Annotated in this window: 18 protein-coding genes; 10 read left to right on the top strand and 8 right to left on the bottom strand. The window is 67.8% G+C overall.

Going from position 1 to position 15,754, the window contains the following annotated elements:
- Window positions 1–11: 11 nt before the first annotated feature.
- Window positions 12–1,589 (bottom strand): phosphoglycerate dehydrogenase, encoded by a 1,578-nt coding sequence (gene serA, locus A7E77_RS04825; RefSeq protein WP_063686244.1) that lies wholly within the window; start codon window positions 1,587–1,589, stop codon window positions 12–14.
- A gap of 129 nt (window positions 1,590–1,718) precedes the next feature.
- Window positions 1,719–2,876, bottom strand: coding sequence for a phosphoserine transaminase (locus A7E77_RS04830; protein ID WP_063686246.1), 1,158 nt, complete (start codon window positions 2,874–2,876; stop codon window positions 1,719–1,721).
- 168 nt (window positions 2,877–3,044) lie between these two features.
- On the opposite strand from A7E77_RS04830, the gene A7E77_RS04835 reads away from it, so the two are divergent.
- From A7E77_RS04835 to A7E77_RS04850, 4 genes are all read left to right on the top strand, one after another.
- Entirely contained in the window at window positions 3,045–3,692 is a 648-nt protein-coding gene (locus A7E77_RS04835) for a DUF4328 domain-containing protein (RefSeq protein WP_063686248.1), read from the top strand.
- 86 nt (window positions 3,693–3,778) lie between these two features.
- Complete coding sequence (locus A7E77_RS04840; RefSeq protein WP_078462232.1) at window positions 3,779–4,402, top strand: DUF4328 domain-containing protein; 624 nt, start codon at window positions 3,779–3,781, stop codon at window positions 4,400–4,402.
- Between the two features lie 98 nt (window positions 4,403–4,500).
- A complete protein-coding gene (locus A7E77_RS04845; protein WP_063686250.1) occupies window positions 4,501–5,127 on the top strand; it encodes an extensin family protein in 627 nt (208 codons plus the stop codon).
- A 39-nt stretch (window positions 5,128–5,166) separates the two neighbouring features.
- Window positions 5,167–6,042: a TIGR00730 family Rossman fold protein gene (locus tag A7E77_RS04850; RefSeq protein ID WP_017979919.1), complete on the top strand. Its 876-nt coding sequence runs from the start codon at window positions 5,167–5,169 to the stop codon at window positions 6,040–6,042.
- Window positions 6,043–6,320: 278 nt separating this feature from the next.
- Here the strand turns inward: A7E77_RS04850 and A7E77_RS04855 are convergent, their stop codons facing one another.
- Window positions 6,321–7,025, bottom strand: a complete 705-nt coding sequence (locus tag A7E77_RS04855) for a c-type cytochrome (RefSeq protein ID WP_017979920.1) — start codon at window positions 7,023–7,025, stop codon at window positions 6,321–6,323.
- A gap of 114 nt (window positions 7,026–7,139) precedes the next feature.
- Here A7E77_RS04855 and A7E77_RS04860 point away from each other — a divergent pair, with 114 nt between their 5' ends.
- Window positions 7,140–8,030, top strand: coding sequence for a prephenate dehydratase (locus A7E77_RS04860; RefSeq protein ID WP_043061204.1), 891 nt, complete (start codon window positions 7,140–7,142; stop codon window positions 8,028–8,030).
- Here the strand turns inward: A7E77_RS04860 and A7E77_RS04865 are convergent, their stop codons facing one another.
- From A7E77_RS04865 to A7E77_RS04885, 5 genes are all read right to left on the bottom strand, one after another.
- On the bottom strand, window positions 8,031–8,804 hold the full coding sequence (locus A7E77_RS04865) for a hypothetical protein (protein ID WP_063686252.1): 774 nt from the start codon (window positions 8,802–8,804) through the stop codon (window positions 8,031–8,033).
- A 68-nt stretch (window positions 8,805–8,872) separates the two neighbouring features.
- A complete protein-coding gene (locus A7E77_RS04870) occupies window positions 8,873–9,322 on the bottom strand; it encodes a hypothetical protein (protein ID WP_063689720.1) in 450 nt (149 codons plus the stop codon).
- 66 nt (window positions 9,323–9,388) lie between these two features.
- Window positions 9,389–10,597, bottom strand: a complete 1,209-nt coding sequence (gene rlmN, locus A7E77_RS04875) for a 23S rRNA (adenine(2503)-C(2))-methyltransferase RlmN (protein WP_226341852.1) — start codon at window positions 10,595–10,597, stop codon at window positions 9,389–9,391.
- Window positions 10,598–10,650: 53 nt separating this feature from the next.
- Window positions 10,651–11,127 (bottom strand): hypothetical protein, encoded by a 477-nt coding sequence (locus A7E77_RS04880; protein WP_078462234.1) that lies wholly within the window; start codon window positions 11,125–11,127, stop codon window positions 10,651–10,653.
- Complete coding sequence (locus A7E77_RS04885) at window positions 11,124–11,771, bottom strand: histidine phosphatase family protein (RefSeq protein ID WP_063686256.1); 648 nt, start codon at window positions 11,769–11,771, stop codon at window positions 11,124–11,126. Before A7E77_RS04885 ends, A7E77_RS04880 begins: the two co-directional genes overlap by 4 nt.
- A gap of 136 nt (window positions 11,772–11,907) precedes the next feature.
- Here A7E77_RS04885 and A7E77_RS04890 point away from each other — a divergent pair, with 136 nt between their 5' ends.
- The 5 genes from A7E77_RS04890 (at window position 11,908) to coaD (ending at window position 15,592) form a co-directional block, all read left to right on the top strand.
- Complete coding sequence (locus A7E77_RS04890; protein WP_063686258.1) at window positions 11,908–12,513, top strand: outer membrane protein; 606 nt, start codon at window positions 11,908–11,910, stop codon at window positions 12,511–12,513.
- Window positions 12,514–12,710: 197 nt separating this feature from the next.
- The gene (gene dnaN, locus A7E77_RS04895) at window positions 12,711–13,826 is read left to right on the top strand and encodes a DNA polymerase III subunit beta (RefSeq protein ID WP_017979928.1); all 1,116 of its coding nucleotides are present in this window, start codon (window positions 12,711–12,713) and stop codon (window positions 13,824–13,826) included.
- A 67-nt stretch (window positions 13,827–13,893) separates the two neighbouring features.
- Window positions 13,894–14,133, top strand: a complete 240-nt coding sequence (locus tag A7E77_RS04900; protein WP_017979929.1) for an exodeoxyribonuclease VII small subunit — start codon at window positions 13,894–13,896, stop codon at window positions 14,131–14,133.
- Between the two features lie 4 nt (window positions 14,134–14,137).
- Complete coding sequence (locus A7E77_RS04905; RefSeq protein ID WP_063686260.1) at window positions 14,138–15,040, top strand: polyprenyl synthetase family protein; 903 nt, start codon at window positions 14,138–14,140, stop codon at window positions 15,038–15,040.
- A 45-nt stretch (window positions 15,041–15,085) separates the two neighbouring features.
- Window positions 15,086–15,592 (top strand): pantetheine-phosphate adenylyltransferase, encoded by a 507-nt coding sequence (coaD, locus tag A7E77_RS04910; protein WP_063686262.1) that lies wholly within the window; start codon window positions 15,086–15,088, stop codon window positions 15,590–15,592.
- The last annotated feature ends 162 nt before the right edge of the window (window positions 15,593–15,754 follow it).

Raw genomic sequence — 15,754 nt, forward strand, 5'->3', positions numbered from 1 at the left:
CCGGCCCATCATCAGAACGCCAGGCCCATCGCGGTCTTCACGCCCGGCAGTGCCTTCACCTTCGCGAGCAGGTCCGCGCTCACCGCTTCGTCGACCGAGAGCAGCAGCACCGCCTCGCCGCCTGCCGAACGGCGGCCGAGGTGGAAGGTGCCGATGTTGACGCCCGCCTCGCCCAGCGTCGTGCCGAGCCGACCGATGAAGCCCGGCGCGTCCTCGTTGACGACGTAGAGCATCGGGCCGGCGAGATCAGCCTCCACCTTGATGCCGAACAGTTCGACCAGGCGGGGGGCCTGATCGCCGAACAGCGTCCCCGCAACCGAGCGTTCACCGTCCGCGGTCTTCACCGACACGCGCAGCAGCGTGTGGTAATCGCCCTCACGCTCGGTCCGCACCTCACGCACCTCGACACCACGATCGCGGGCGAGCAGCGGTGCGTTGACCATGTTCACCGTGTCGGTCTGGTTGCGCAGGAACCCGGCGAGCACCGCGCTGACGATCGGCTTGGCATTAAGGTCCGCCGCCGCGCCTTCGGTATGCACCGAGATGCGGCTGATCGCACCGGTGGTGAGCTGCCCGACCAGCGAACCCAGCTTCTCTGCAAGCGCCATATAGGGCTTCAGCTTGGGCGCTTCCTCAGCCGACAGGCTCGGCATGTTGAGCGCGTTGGTGACGCCGCCCGACACCAGGAAGTCGGCCATCTGCTCGGCGACCTGAATCGCGACATTGACCTGCGCTTCGGTGGTCGACGCGCCCAGGTGCGGCGTGCTGACGAAGTTCGGCGTGCCGAACAGCGGCGACGCCTTGGTCGGCTCCTCGACGAACACGTCGAGCGCGGCGCCGGCGATATGGCCCGAATCGAGACCCGCCTTCAGCGCCGCCTCGTCGATCAGGCCGCCGCGCGCGCAATTGATGATGCGCACGCCCTTCTTGGTCTTGGCGAGGTTTTCCGCCGACAGAATGTTGCGCGTCTGGTCGGTCAGCGGCGTGTGCAGCGTGATGAAGTCGGCACGCGCGAGCAGCTCGTCGAGCGTCACCTTCTCGACGCCCATCTCGATCGCGCGTTCGGGGGTGAGGAACGGATCGAACGCCACGACCTTCATCTTCAGGCCGCGCGCGCGGTCGGCAACGATGCTACCGATATTGCCCGCACCGATCAGGCCCAGCGTCTTCGCGGTCAGCTCGACGCCCATGAAGCGGTTCTTTTCCCACTTGCCCGCCTGCGTCGAGGCATCCGCCTCAGGCAATTGGCGGGCGAGCGCGAACATCAGCGCGATGGCGTGTTCGGCGGTGGTGATCGAATTGCCGAACGGCGTGTTCATCACCACGACGCCCTTGGCGCTCGCCGCGGGGATATCGACATTGTCGACGCCGATGCCGGCGCGGCCGACGACCTTCAGGTTGGTCGCATGCTCCAGGATGTCCTTGGTAACCTTGGTCGAGCTGCGGATGGCGAGGCCGTCATACTGGCCGATGATCGCCTTCAGTTCGTCCGGCGTCTTGCCGGTGATCTCGTCGACCTCGACACCACGCTCGCGGAAGATTTGCGCGGCCTTGGGATCCATTTTGTCGCTGATGAGGACTTTGGGCATTGAGCTATCCCTTCAAATATCGGTCGTCATCCCCGCGAAGGCGGGGATCCAGAACCGCTGACGTTGCGGCTCCTTCGACGACGTGCGTGTCTGGATTCCCGCCTTCGCGGGAATGACGAAGTGGGTGGTTTAGGCGGCGCTCTTCGCGGTCGCGTAGGCCCAGTCGAGCCACGGGCCGAGCGCCTCGATATCCGCGGTATCGACCGTCGCGCCGCACCAGATGCGCAGGCCCGCGGGGGCATCGCGATATCCGGCGACGTCGAAGGCGGCGCCTTCCTTTTCCAGCGCGCTGGCCATCGCCTTGATGAACGCCTCGTCGGCGCCCTCCACGGTCAGGCACACGCTGGTCTTCGACCGCGATGCGGGGTCCGCAGCCAGATGGCCGAGCCAGTCGCGCGTCTCGACGATCCGGTCGAGCGCCGCCGCATTGGCGTCCGATCGCGCGATCAGCCCGCCGGCGCCCAGCGACTTCGCCCATTCGAGGCTCGCGATGCAATCCTCCACCGCCAGCATCGACGGCGTGTTGATCGTCTCGCCCTTGAAGATCCCCTCGGTCAGCTTGCCCTTCGACACCAGGCGGAACACCTTGGGCAAAGGCCAGGCGGGCGTGTAGCTTTCCAGCCGCTCGACCGCGCGGGGGCCGAGGATCAGGACGCCATGACCGCCCTCGCCACCCAGCACCTTCTGCCAGCTGAACGTTGCGACATCGATCTTCGACCAGTCGATATCATAAGCGAACACGCCGCTGGTCGCGTCGGCGAAGGACAGGCCCTCGCGGTTCTCCGGGATAAAGTCCGCGTTCGGCACCCGCACGCCGCTGGTGGTGCCGTTCCAGGTGAACAGCACGTCGTTCGTCCAGTCGATCTGGCCGAGGTCGGGAAGCTGGCCATAGTCGGCACGGATCACCGTGGGGTCGATCTTGAGCTGCTTGACGGCATCCGTCACCCAGCCTTCACCGAAGCTTTCCCAGGCGAGCGCGGTCACGGGCCGCGCGCCCAGCATCGTCCACATCGCCATCTCGAACGCGCCCGTGTCGCTACCCGGCACGATGCCGATGCGATGCGTGTCGGGCAGGTTCAGCAGCTCGCGCATCAGGTCGATGCAATATTGCAGGCGCTGCTTGCCGATCTTGGAGCGGTGCGAACGGCCGAGCGAATCGGTAGCGAGCTTCGACGCATCCCAGCCGGGAGGCTTGGCGCAAGGACCGGAGCTGAAGAAGGGGCGTACCGGCTTGGTGGTCGGCTTGGTCGCACCCGTAACGTCGGGTGCGGTGGCGGTATCCGTCAATGTATCTCTCCTCACAGAGAGCGCGCGCCGCGTTGGGACGGCGTGGCCCGCCGACGGCCCTAGTGGCACGTGCCGGCGCTGGCAACTCAAAAGGCGTGCAAAAGTTCGGATCGACCATTTGCGCGGGCTGCACGATACTAACCTGACAGGGCGAAGGGGGATGAGGCCATGGACATTGCGGCACCGCCGAAGACAGGCGCGAAGGCGACCGTGGCGTGGCTGTGGATATGGCTGGCCTGTCAGGCGGCGGTCGCGGCCTATGCCGTCTTCGCCCTGAACAGCGTGGCGGCCTTCGGCGGCACGCCCTCACCCGACCGTCTTGCCCAAGCGGCACCGGTCGGCGAGGCGATCGGCTCGGTCGCGATCCTGGTCCATCTCGTCACGATCGTGATGGTCCTGCGCTGGGTGTATCGCGCCGCCGTCCGGGCGCATGCACTGAGCGACCGGATCACGGTGTCGCCGGGGTGGGCGGTCGGGCGATTCTTCCTTCCCGTGCTCAACCTGTGGCGCCCGTTTCGCGGCATGGTGGACATCTGGCGGACGAGCGTCGATCCGGTCGCGCCGGACACCGTGCCGGTGCCCGCGCTGCTGCGTTGGTGGTGGGGGTTGTGGCTGCTCGCCAATCTGTTCGGACCGATCGGCGGACCGCTGATGGATGAGGCGCACCGTGCGTCGCACCTCGCGGCCGCACGCTGGGCGGACGTGGTGCTGCTCGCGATCGACGTACCGCTCGTCATCCTGCTGGTGCGGATTGTCACGCAGGTTTCGGCGCGACAGGCCGCGCTGCTGGCGCAACGGGGCACGATCGCGCTCTGATCCCGGCCATCGGCAGGAAAGCCCCTCGACAGGGCACCCTCGATCGGGGAATGTTCGAATCGGACACATTGCCGATAGGAGCCGTCATGACGACCGACCCTACACGCCCCGCGCGCCGCGCCGTCCTCCTTGTCTGGCTCTGGCTGGCCAGCGATATCGCCATCGCGCTGGCCAGCCTGTGGCAGATCAACGTCCTCGGTGGGCTCGGCGGCACGATGCGCGATCATGCCGCCATCGAACTGTCCGACGATATCGCGGCGGTGACCGGCGGCGTGTTCATGCTGATGTTTCTCCTCAGCGGTGTCGCCGTCCTGCGCTGGATTTTCCTGGTCAACCGCAACGCGCATCAGTGGAGCGAGACCATGACCATTTCGCCCGGCTGGAACGTCGGCTGGTTCTTCGTGCCGATCGCGACGCTGTGGAAGCCGTTCATCGGCGTGCGCGAGAGCTGGGCGGCGACCGTGTCACCCGACGATCCGCAGGCGGTGACCACGCCCTATTGGATGCGCGTCTGGTGGGGCCTGTGGCTCGCGACCAACGTGTTCGGCCAGGTGACCTTCCGCGCGACGATGGCGGCGAAGGACGTCGCCACCGCGATCGAGGCCAATTGGCTGTATGTGCTCGGCCTCGCCATCGACGTCCCGCTCGCGATCCTGCTGGTGAAGCTGATGACCGAGCTGTCGTCGCTCCAGCGGCACCGGCTGTCGTAACGCCCCTATCGCCGACCGCGCCGATCGCCGAACGTCGCCGGGATGGGACTGGGGGGCATGTGCGTTTTGCGGTAAACAGGGTTTCGACGGCGGCGGCCTTGCTCGCGCTGGCCGGTTGCGGCAGCCGCGAGCGGCCCACGCCCGCCCCGGCGCGTGCGCCCCGCGCGTCGATCGCGACCCCGTCGATTCGCGAGACCGCGCAATGCCTCGCCGACCTGCGCGCCATGAACGTCGCCTATCGCGTGCTGCCGGACAAGGATTACGGCAACGGCTGCGGCCTGTCGGGCGCGGTGCAGCTGGTCGAGATCGGCGTGCCCGTCCCAGGCCTGGGCGCGGTCCGCTGCGGTGAGGCACGCGCCTTTTCGGCCTGGGTGCGCAATGCGGTGGCCCCGGCCGCTTACCAGATCCTGGGCAGCGAACTTGCGAGCGTGCAGAGCATGGGCAGCTATGCCTGCCGCAACGTCGTCGGCACGGCACACGGCAATCGCCGCTCCGGCCACGCGATCGCCAATGCGATCGATATCGGCGGCGTTACCCTGAAGGACGGGCGGCGCGTCTCGATCCTCAATGACTGGACCTCGCCCGACCCGGCGGTGCAACGCTTCCTGACGACGATCCACGCCTCGGCGTGCCGGCGGTTCGGCACGGTCCTGTCGCCGGCCTATAACGCCGCGCATCGCAACCATCTGCACCTGGAAGACGATCATGCCGGCCTGTGCCGATAGGCCGTTGAGCGGGCGGAAGCTTTGCTCTACTTCCCTCGGATGACCGATACACGCGTACCCGAGCGGGTCTTCCCCCGCGCCAGCCAGGATGCCGCCTCCGCCCAACAGGCGATCTCGACGCCGCAGACCGAGCACCCCGCCTATAAGCTCGCCTTCCAGGACATGGACTTCCTGCTGCGCGAGGATCTGCGCCCCGTCCGCTTCCAGCTCGAACTGCTGAAGCCCGAGCTGCTGCTGGAAGAGGCAAAGATCGCCTCCACCTTCGTCATGTATGGCTCGGCGCGCATTCCGGAGCCCGCCAAGGCGCAGGCGATGCTGGAGCTCGCCACCGACGACACCAGCCGCGCGATCGCGCAGCGGCTGGTCGACAAAAGCCGCTATTACGAGGTCGCACGCGAACTCGCGCAGATCGCCAGCCGCGTGCCGCGCGATCAGAAGGGGATGCGCCAGTTCGTCGTCTGCTCAGGGGGCGGCCCGTCGATCATGGAAGCCGCCAATCGCGGCGCGACCGATGTCGGCGCCGAATCGATCGGCCTCAACATCGTCCTGCCGCACGAACAGGCGCCCAACCCCTATGTCACGCCGTCGCTAAGCTTCCAGTTCCACTATTTCGCGCTGCGCAAGATGCACTTCCTGCTCCGCGCCCGCGCGCTGGCCGCCTTCCCCGGCGGGTTCGGCACGTTCGACGAACTGTTCGAGCTGCTGACGCTGATCCAGACCGGCAAGATCAAGCCGATCCCCGTCCTGCTGTTCGGCCGCGAATTCTGGGAAAAGGTGGTGAACTTCCAGGCGCTGGTCGACGAAGGCGTCGTCAGCCAGCGCGATCTCGGCATCTTCACCTATGTCGAAACCGCCGAAGAGGCGTGGGACGTGGTGCGGGCGTTCTACGAAGAACAGGCGAAGCAAGAGGGCTGAGCGCGGGCTAGCCTGTCAGAGCGGCATCGCCCTCTGACGGATGACCGGTTTCCCGCGACCTCTCGCAACGTATCGTCACCCCGGGCTTGACCCGGGGTCCCGCTTTTGACGCCACGTAAGCCTGCATTGCTGCTGAAGGCGAAGCGGGACCCCGGCTCAAGGCCGGGGTGACGGATGACGGGTGATGGGCAACTGCCGCCCGCTGCGGCACGGCACCCCCCGGAACCAGTCCGGGGTGACGGATCGCTTGCGGCGGACTTACCGCCGAAGAATCCGGCTTACTTCCCCGCCTTCGCGCCTTCCTTGGCGGCGTTGGGATCGACCGACGGTGCGCCCGACGCGGGCGTGCCGGTGTTGCCGAGGTTGTTCGCGGCGTCTGTGTTGGTGATCGAATCCTTGGCGGCGTTGGTTGCGGGCTTCTCCGCGCCTTCCTTCGCCGGCGCAGCGCCCGCGGCCGGTGCCGCCGGCAGCGGCAGGTTCGAACCCTGGCTGTTCAGATAGGCGATGACGTTGGCACGATCCTGCGCATTGCCAAGGCCGGCGAAGGTCATCTTCGTGCCCGGCGCGAACTTGCGCGGGCTGGTCAGCCACGCGTTCATCTTGTCGAAGTCCCAATTGCCGCCGACGCCCTTCAGCGCATCGGAGAAGGCGAAGCCGCCCTTGCCCTGGCCGATCGGTTCGCCGAGCGTCGCGTACAGGTTCGGGCCGATGCCGTTCGCCCCGCCCTGGTTGACGGTATGGCAGGCGGCGCACTTCTTGAACACTTCGGCGCCCTTGGCGACGTCGGCGGTCGGCAGCAGCGTCGCGATCGGCACCGCCGCGGCCTCGCCGCCGCCACCGGCTTCCTCGACGCCCTCGATCGCATAGCCCATCTTTTCGGGGCGCTCGCTGTGGAAGGCCATGCCGCCGACGATCGACAGACCGAGCGCGAGCCCGCAGGCTGCCAGCGTCCACCCGGCGATCGTATTGGTGCGGTTATCCATCTGCCTAACGCTGCCCCTGTTTTATACTTTGCGCAGCGAACCCATAGGAAAGCCGCGGGCCGTCCGCAAGCATCGCTTGCCGGTCGCCCCCCACGCCACTAGGCCCGCGGCCCCATGGAGACCTACGCCGCCCCCGCCCGCCCGATCGTCGCCGCGATGACCGCCGCCGCCGCCGCCGAGCCGGAACGCGCCGTCGCCTTTCAGGGCGCGCCGGGTGCGAACAGCCATGTCGCCGTCACCGAAACCTTTCCCGGTGGCCTGCCTTTGCCCTGTTTCAGCTTCGAAGATGCAATCGACGCGGTGCGCGACGGGCGTGCCGATTGTGCGGTGATCCCGATCGAAAACTCGCTGCACGGCCGTGTCGCCGACATGCATTTCCTGCTGCCGGAATCGGGGCTGGTCATCACCGGCGAACATTTCCTGTCGATCCGCCACGCCCTGATGGGACCGGGCACGCGCGACCAGGTGCGCGAGGCGATGAGCCACCCGCAGGCGCTGGGCCAATGCCGTCACTGGCTGAAGGCGCACGGCATCGCGCAGGCCGCCTATCCCGACACCGCCGGCGCCGCGGCCTATGTGGCCGAGCTCGGCGATCCGGCGATCGCGGCGCTCGCCCCGCCGGGCGCGGCGGCGATTTATGGCCTCAACCTGCTGGGCGTCGACATCGCCGATGCCGAACACAATACGACGCGCTTCGTCGTGCTGGCGCGGGGTGGCAAGCCGCCGGTCGGCGAGGGCCCGTGGATGACGACGCTGATCTTTGAGGTGAAGAATATCCCCGCCGCGCTCTACAAGGCGATGGGCGGCTTCGCGACCAATGGCGTCAACATGACCAAGCTGGAAAGCTATCAGCGCGGCGGCCAGTTCGTGGCGACCGAATTCTTCTGCGATATCGAGGGGAAGCCGGGCGACCCCGCGGTCGATCGCGCGCTGGAGGAACTGGGCTTCCATTCCAAATGGGTGCGCGTGCTTGGCACGTATCGACGGGCACGCGCGCGGGGCTGATCAGCCCGGATCGCGATCGACGATATCATAGTGGATGCGCACCCACGCACCGATCTGCGGCTTGCCGTTGATCCGCGGCGGACGGACCTTGAACTGCCACGCCGCCTCGCGCAGCGCGCGGGCCAGCCCTAGGCCGGGGCGCGAATCGCCCAGCTGAACGCAGTCCTCGACACGGTAATTGGGCGCGGTCTTGCACGCGATCTCGCCCCACGATCCCGCCGGCAGTTCGCGCGGCATGTACGGGCCGGTCTGCGATGCGCTGGGCCGCACATACCATTCGGCGGCGTAGAGCCGCTGACCGCCCGGGCCGATGCCCGCCGACGCGCTCGTCTCGCCCGCGTCACCGTCACCCTGACCGTCGGCTGCGGCAAGCTGTTTGCCCGCGCTGCCGCCCGATCGGGTCGAGGGCATCTTGCCGACGTCGGACGCGCGGAAATCGTTGCGGCTGAGCACCAGATAGCCGGGGAACGGCGTCTCGACCGGGGGCGGGACCGGCGTGTCGTCGGCGAGCGTTCTGGGAGCGGCGGGCGGTTCGGGCGCGGTGCGGCGGCTTGCCTGGGCAGCGCGCGCAGGCGCCTTGGCGCTCTTCGTCGCGGTCGACTGATTATCCCCAATCGGCAGCATGTTGACGGTGAGCGAGCGGCCGGGCTCCTTCTGCACGTCGAACACGGGCGCCAGATGGATCAGCAGCCAGACGAGCAGCAGATGCGCGGCAATGGTCAGCGCCAGCGACAGCGCTCGACGACGGTCCGACGATGGCTGATAGGACCGCATCGAAGGCCGCGCCTAGCGCGCGGCGATGACGGCCGCAATGGGCCGGCCGCTCGGTCGACGAAAAGGGTTTAGCGCGCCGGCAGACGCGCGATGGCGATCCCGCCGGCCAGCACGGCGGCATCCTCGACGAAGCCGGTCGCAGCCTGCCCCCAGCGCCGCATGCCATAGCGCCGCAGCGCGAGACCCGCATAGGCCGCGGCCACCGCGGTCGTGGCGGCAACGAGCGCGCCGGTCATGCGCCGCCGCTCGGCGAGCGCTGCCCCCGCAAATCCGGCGCTCATCGCGCGGGCGATCAGGCCCGGCGGGATCGTGCGATCGGGGGCGGTCGCCATCTTGTCCCCCGCCATCTCCGCCGCCGCCATCGCAACCGCGCCGCCGGCGACGACCGGATGCGCCAACAGGCGAGCGCCCGGCGCGCCGGCCGACAGCGTCCCCTGCCGTGCCGCACCCGCGACCACCGCCAGCGGCGTCATGCCGCGCTGGCCCGCGACGAGACCGATCAGGAAAGAGCGTAGCATGAAGGACATCCCATAATGGCGTTGCCCGGGTCATAACCCGCGCTGCGCCAACGGGTTGCCCGGGGCTCAGCCGAGCGCCGCCATCTTTTCCTCGGCTTCGCGATCCATTTGCGCGCGGCTCTTCTTCTCCGCGGCAGTCTTCAACTGGCCGCAGGCGGCATCGATGTCCCGGCCGCGCGGGGTACGCACCGGCGCCGAGATGCCCGCTTCGAAGATGATGTCGCTGAACCGGCGCACCCGCTCCGGCGTCGACGTATCGTACGGCGCGCCCGGCCAGGGGTTGAACGGGATCAGATTGACCTTGGCGGGCAGCTTGTACTTGCGCAGCAGGCGGACGAGCTCGTGCGCTTCCGCGTCCGAATCGTTCTTATCCTTCAGCATCACATATTCGAACGTGATGCGGCGCGCATTGTTGGCGCCGGGATAGTCGGCACAGGCCTGCAGCAGCTCCTCGATGCCGTATTTCTTGTTCAGCGGCACGATTTCGTCGCGCACCTCCTTGGTCACGGCATGCAGCGACACGGCAAGGTTGACGCCGATCTCTTCGCCTGCGCGCGCCATCATCGGCACGACGCCGCTGGTGCTGAGCGTGATGCGGCGCTTCGAGAGCGCCAAGCCGTCGCCGTCCATCACCAGCTTCAACGCATCGCGGACGCTGTCGAAGTTATACAGCGGCTCGCCCATGCCCATCATCACGATGTTGGTGAGCATCCGCCCCTCGGGCTGGCTCGGCCATTCGCCCAGCGCGTCGCGCGCCAGCATTACCTGCCCCACGATCTCGCCCGCGGTCAGGTTGCGGACGAGGCGCATCGTGCCCGTGTGGCAGAAACGGCAGTTGAGCGTGCAGCCGACCTGGCTCGACACGCACAGCGTCCCGCGATCGGCGTCGGGGATGAACACCGCCTCGTAATCCTGCCCGTCGGGCGAGCGCAGAAGCCATTTGCGCGTGCCGTCGGTCGATACCTGTGCCTCGACCACCTCCGGCCGGCCGATGACGAAACGCTGCTCCAGCCACGGGTGCTGCGCCTTGGCGATATCGGTCATCGCCGCAAATTCGGTCGCGCCGCGATTGTACAGCCAGTGCCAGATCTGCTTGGCGCGCAGCTTCGCCTGCCGCGGCTCCATGCCGGCGTCGAGCAACGTCTGGCGCAGTTCGTCCTTGCCGAGGCCGATGAGGTCGATCCGGCCATCCTCGCGCAGCGTCTTCGCGCGCGGCACGGGCACAGGATCGATATGGCCCGGAATGGGCATGGGGGGCGCAACGCTGTCGAGCATCGCGGGCCTATAGCGGAAAACCGCGTCCATTTCCATCCCGCCGCCGGGACGGGCTATCCGACGCACCCCAAGGTCGCCGCATCGATGGCGGTGGCGGCACCGGCGAGCAGGTAGACATCAGCGAAGGGGCGCCCCCCGCCGCCCACCGCCTCGACGCTCATGCTGCGGCCCGAGCGCAGGGCGGCGACGATCGCGCGATCGCTGGGTGCGTCGGTCGCCCAGGCGTCGAGCCCGCCCGCGGCGAGTTCGAACCGGCGCTCGCCGATGGTCAGCGTGACGGGGGCGGAGCGGTCGCGCTCCCGCGACAGGCGGATGTGGAGCGAGGCGCTGAGGCCACGGCCCGGCCAGTTCGCGACGCTCGCCCAGCCCGCACTGCGTCCACCCGCCGTCACCGGACGCGCGATGGCATAGCAGCGGTGCGGCACCGCATCACGGAACGCGCCCCAGCCCTTGTAGACGCCCAGCGTCTCGCGTGCCGCCGCGGGCCCCGCGACCGCCATCGCCAGCAGCAGGACCGCCCCCAGCCTCACGCGGGGGCGTGGCCCGTACCGCGGTGTACGAGCGTTTCGACGCCGCCTTCGATCACCACCAGCGATCCTTGCGGCAGGCCGTCGGCGATCGGCGCGCGCCATTCGGGGTGATCGGGCAGGCCGGTCATAACGCCGCGCAGCACCCGGCTGGAAATGCCGTGCATGATCACCAGCCGATCGCCGGGATCGTCCGCGGTCGCTTCCAGCCATGAGGTCACGCGCGCCGCAATCGCCTCATAATCCTCGCCATCGGGGGCGGGACGCAGCAGGCCCTCGGGGGTGATCACCGGCCCCACCTCCCCTCCGACATCGGCATAATAGCGCCCGCCCCAGCGCCCCATGCCGATTTCCACCAGCCGCGCGTCATGATGCGCGCCATGCCAGTCGAGTTCCAGATGCTCGGCGATCACCGCCAGCGTCTGCAACGCGCGGCCTGTCGGCGAGGCCCACAAGGTCAGCGCCGGCGCCGCGCCCAGTGTATCGCGCAGCGCCCGCCCCATCTCGTCGGCCTGCGCAAAGCCCGCGCGGGTCAGCGGCGTATGCGGTGCATCGCCCTGCAACCGCCGGGCGGCATTGAACACCGTTTCGCCATGTCGCGCGATAAAGTCGCGGCCCTTGCGGACCGGCAGAGAGGTGGGCGTCATCCCCGCTGTCTCGGATCGCTGTGGCGCAAAAGCAACGGTTTTCCGTGTTTAGCTGAGGTTCATGCAACGCCGTTCCGTCTGGGCCATTGACCCATCGCGCCCCAGCGTTCGGGGCGCCCGTCATACGGAGTAGCTTATGCGTAACCTGATTCTCGCCGCGGTGGCCACCACCGCCCTCGCCGCCCCCGCGTTCGCGCAGACCACCGCCGGCGCCCCCTTTACCGGCCTGCGCATCGAAGGCGTCGCCGGCTATGACGCGCTGAAGGACGGCCACGATACCAGCGACGGCTTCGTCTACGGCGGCGCGGTCGGCTATGACGTGCAGCTCAACAACCTCGTCGTCGGCGCCGAGGGCGAGCTGACCGGATCGACCACCGACACGCGCACCGACAATCTGATCAACCAGGGCGATCGTTTCCGCGTCGGCATGGGCCGCGACGTCTATCTCGGCGCGCGCGTCGGCGTGCCGCTCAACCCGACCACGCTCGCATATGCCAAGGGCGGCTATACAAACGCCCGCGTCGACACCCGCTACACGCAAGGGACGACCGAGACGCGCGATCACACCGATCTCGACGGCTTCCGCCTCGGCGCGGGCCTGGAGCATCAGATCGGTGCGAACACCTATATCAAGGGCGAATATCGCTACTCGAACTACGGCAAGGCCGACAATTCGGTCGGCCGCTACAATATCGACGTCGATCGCCACCAGCTGGTCGCCGGCGTCGGCATGCGCTTCTGACGGCCAGCCCTCTCCCGTCACCCCGGGCTCGACCCGGGGTAACGGATAACGGGCGTGATGGAACCGGAATCGCGGCCAATCCGCTAACCGGCTGTTAACCGGAATCGCCCGAGGGGTCGGAGTGCTTGCTCCGACCCCTTTTTCGTGGGTAGGACTGATGAGGAACACGCCCCGGACTCGGGGGACGGGGGATATCCATGAAGGCGACGATCGAACGTGCAACGCTCCTCAAGGGACTGAGCCATGTCCAGTCCGTCGTGGAGCGGCGCAACACCATCCCGATCCTGTCGAACGTGCTGCTCGAGGCGACGGCCGAGGGCCAGCTGCGGTTGATGGCGACGGACCTCGATTTGCAGATCAACGAATCGGTGCAGGCCGCGGTCGACCAGCCGGGTTCGACCACCGTGTCGGCGCACACCCTGTTCGACATCGCGCGTAAGCTGCCCGAAGGCGCGCAGGTCCAGCTGACCGCCGCCGAAGGCCGCATGACGATCGTCGCCGGCCGCGCGCGCTTCAGCCTCGGCACGCTGCCGCGCGATGACTTCCCGGTGATCGCCGAGGGCGAGCTGCCGACGCAGTTCGAAATTCCGGCGGACACGCTGAAGCAGATCATCGACAAGACCCGCTTCGCCATCTCGACCGAAGAGACGCGCTATTACCTCAACGGCATCTTCCTGCACGTTCAGGACGAAGCGTCGGAGCCGACGCTGAAGGCCGCCGCCACCGACGGCCACCGCCTCGCCCGCGTCACGCTGCCGCGCCCCGAGGGCGCTGCGGGCATGCCCGACGTGATCGTACCGCGGAAGTGCGTCGGTGAATTGCGCAAGCTGCTCGACGAGATCGATGGCTCGGTCGGCGTGTCGCTGTCGGGCACCAAGATCCGCTTCGACCTGGGCAATGCCATCCTGACCAGCAAGCTGATCGACGGTACGTTCCCGGATTACAGCCGCGTCATCCCGACCGCGAACGACAAGATCCTGAAGCTCGATCCCAAGAGCTTCATGGAGGGCGTCGACCGCGTGTCGACGATCGCGACCGAAAAGACGCGCGCGGTGAAGATGGCGCTCGATCGCGACAAGATCACTTTGTCGGTCACCAGCCCCGAAAACGGCACCGCCGCCGAAGAGGTGCCGGGCGATTATGCCGCGATGCCGTTCGAGATCGGCTTCAACAGCCGCTATCTGCTCGACATCCTCGGCCAGATCGATGGCGACGTGGTGGAAGTGCATCTCAACGATGCCGCAGCCCCGACGCTGATCCGCGAAAACGACAAGGCGCCCGCACTCTACGTGCTCATGCCGATGCGCGTCTGATTCGGCTAAGCGGCGGGGTCTGCGCGCATCCTTGCGTGCGTCCCGCCGCTGCCCCATAGCGACGCGCATGGATACGCCGATCGAAACCCTGTCGTTCGAAGATGCTTTGAAGGAACTGGAACGCATCGTCAGCCGCCTCGAAAGCGGCGAAGCGACGCTCGACGAATCGATCCAGCTGTATGAACGCGGCGATCGGCTGCGCCAGCGCTGCGCCGATCGGCTCGACGCAGCCCAGGCCCGGATCGAGGCGATCCGCCTCGATGCCGAGGGCAAGGCCGCCGGCACCCGCCCCTTTGCAGCCGGCTGATCCGATGACCAGCGCGACCGCGCCCTCGCTCGATCAGGCGCTCGCCGCCGTCGCCGCGGATATTGACGCACGCTTCGACCGGCTACTCGCTGTACCCGAGGATCCGCGCGCCGACCTCTACAAGGCGATGCGCCATGCCGCGATCGGTGGCGGCAAGCGGCTGCGCCCGTTGCTCCTGTGCGCGACCGCCGACCTGTTCGGCGTCGACCGCGACTGCGCGGGCGAGGTCGCGATGGCGGTCGAGGCGATCCACGTCTATTCGCTGATCCACGACGATCTGCCCGCGATGGACGACGACGACATGCGCCGCGGCAAGCCGACGGTGCACAAGGCGTTCGACGAGGCGACCGCGATCCTGGCGGGCGATTGCTTGCACGCCCTCGCCTTCGAAGTGCTCGCCGATCCTGCGACGCATGCCGACCCCTTCGTTCGCGCCGAACTGGTGATGGAACTGGCACGCGCCTCCGGCCCGTCGGGCATGGCGGGCGGGCAGATGATGGACCTGGTCGCCGAACGCATGACGTTCGACCTCGCCACCGTCACCCGGCTGCAGCAGATGAAGACCGGTGCGCTGATCGGTGTGTCGGTGGAAATGGGCGCAATTTTGGGCCGCGTTCCGCCAGAGGGGCGCCGCAGCTTGCGCGGCTATGCGCACAACCTGGGCCTCGCCTTCCAGATCGCCGACGACCTGCTCGACGCCGAGGGCGACGAGGCGGTGGTCGGCAAGGCGCTGCGCAAGGACGGTGCGGCCGGCAAGGAGACGTTCCTGTCGCTGCTCGGCGTCGACCGCGCGCGCGACCAATGCCGCATGCTGGTCGACCAGGCGATCGCGCACCTGCATGGTTTCGGGCCGGAGGCCGATGTGCTCCGCGCGATTGCGCGCTACGTCGTCGAGCGGGATCGCTGACCGACATTCATCCAACACGATAATGATCGAACACAGGGGGCGGACATGAGCGAGCGGATCGGCGTCTATCCGGGCACCTTCGACCCCATCACTTTGGGGCATATGGACATCATCCGCCGCGGCGCCAAGCTGGTCGACCGGCTGGTGATCGGCGTGACCACTAACCCCTCCAAGTCCCCCATGTTCAGCGTCGACGAGCGCATGGCAATCGTCCGCCGCGAGGTGGAGGGGATTGCCGGATCGATCGACGTCGTCGCCTTCGATTCGCTGCTGATGGACTTCGCCGAGCGCGAGGGCGCGAAAGTCATCGTCCGCGGCCTACGTGCCGTCGCCGATTTCGAGTATGAATATCAGATGGCGGGGATGAACCAGCAGATCAATCCGCGCGTCGAAACCGTCTTCCTGATGGCCGACGTCGCGCTGCAGCCGATCGCCAGCCGTCTGGTCAAGGAAATCGCGATGTTCGGCGGCCCGATCCAGCGCTTCGTCACGCCGACCGTGTGCGAGGAAGTGGTGGCACGGGTCGAGAAGCTGGGCCGGCGGGGCAGCTGACGCCCCCTTCTCGTCACCCCGGACTCGTTCCGAGGTCCACGGGGTCGCGGGGGAATGGCAAGAGGCTCCAATCATCCCCCTCGCCGCAGAGTGGACCCCGGAACCAGTCCGGGGTGACGAGAGAGTAAGGCACCTGCCCGCCCCATTGCCGCCACGATGTTC

The sequence above is a fragment of the Sphingomonas sp. NIC1 genome (assembly GCF_001638925.1).
In the GTDB taxonomy this organism is placed as follows: Bacteria; Pseudomonadota; Alphaproteobacteria; order Sphingomonadales; family Sphingomonadaceae; genus Sphingomonas; species Sphingomonas aquatilis.

Excerpts from the sequence above, each read along its gene's own strand:
- A7E77_RS04905 (WP_063686260.1), top strand. The coding sequence starts at position 14,138 with ATGACCAGCGCGACCGCGCCCTCGCTCGATCAGGCGCTCGCCGCCGTC.
- A7E77_RS04835 (WP_063686248.1), top strand. The coding sequence starts at position 3,045 with ATGGACATTGCGGCACCGCCGAAGACAGGCGCGAAGGCGACCGTGGCG.
- A7E77_RS04860 (WP_043061204.1), top strand. The coding sequence starts at position 7,140 with ATGGAGACCTACGCCGCCCCCGCCCGCCCGATCGTCGCCGCGATGACC.
- A7E77_RS04840 (WP_078462232.1), top strand. The coding sequence starts at position 3,779 with ATGACGACCGACCCTACACGCCCCGCGCGCCGCGCCGTCCTCCTTGTC.
- A7E77_RS04900 (WP_017979929.1), top strand. The coding sequence starts at position 13,894 with ATGGATACGCCGATCGAAACCCTGTCGTTCGAAGATGCTTTGAAGGAA.
- A7E77_RS04885 (WP_063686256.1), bottom strand. The coding sequence starts at position 11,771 with ATGACGCCCACCTCTCTGCCGGTCCGCAAGGGCCGCGACTTTATCGCG.
- coaD (WP_063686262.1), top strand. The coding sequence starts at position 15,086 with ATGAGCGAGCGGATCGGCGTCTATCCGGGCACCTTCGACCCCATCACT.
- rlmN (WP_226341852.1), bottom strand. The coding sequence starts at position 10,597 with ATGCTCGACAGCGTTGCGCCCCCCATGCCCATTCCGGGCCATATCGAT.
- A7E77_RS04870 (WP_063689720.1), bottom strand. The coding sequence starts at position 9,322 with ATGCTACGCTCTTTCCTGATCGGTCTCGTCGCGGGCCAGCGCGGCATG.
- serA (WP_063686244.1), bottom strand. The coding sequence starts at position 1,589 with ATGCCCAAAGTCCTCATCAGCGACAAAATGGATCCCAAGGCCGCGCAA.
- A7E77_RS04850 (WP_017979919.1), top strand. The coding sequence starts at position 5,167 with ATGACCGATACACGCGTACCCGAGCGGGTCTTCCCCCGCGCCAGCCAG.
- A7E77_RS04855 (WP_017979920.1), bottom strand. The coding sequence starts at position 7,025 with ATGGATAACCGCACCAATACGATCGCCGGGTGGACGCTGGCAGCCTGC.
- A7E77_RS04865 (WP_063686252.1), bottom strand. The coding sequence starts at position 8,804 with ATGCGGTCCTATCAGCCATCGTCGGACCGTCGTCGAGCGCTGTCGCTG.
- dnaN (WP_017979928.1), top strand. The coding sequence starts at position 12,711 with ATGAAGGCGACGATCGAACGTGCAACGCTCCTCAAGGGACTGAGCCAT.
- A7E77_RS04890 (WP_063686258.1), top strand. The coding sequence starts at position 11,908 with ATGCGTAACCTGATTCTCGCCGCGGTGGCCACCACCGCCCTCGCCGCC.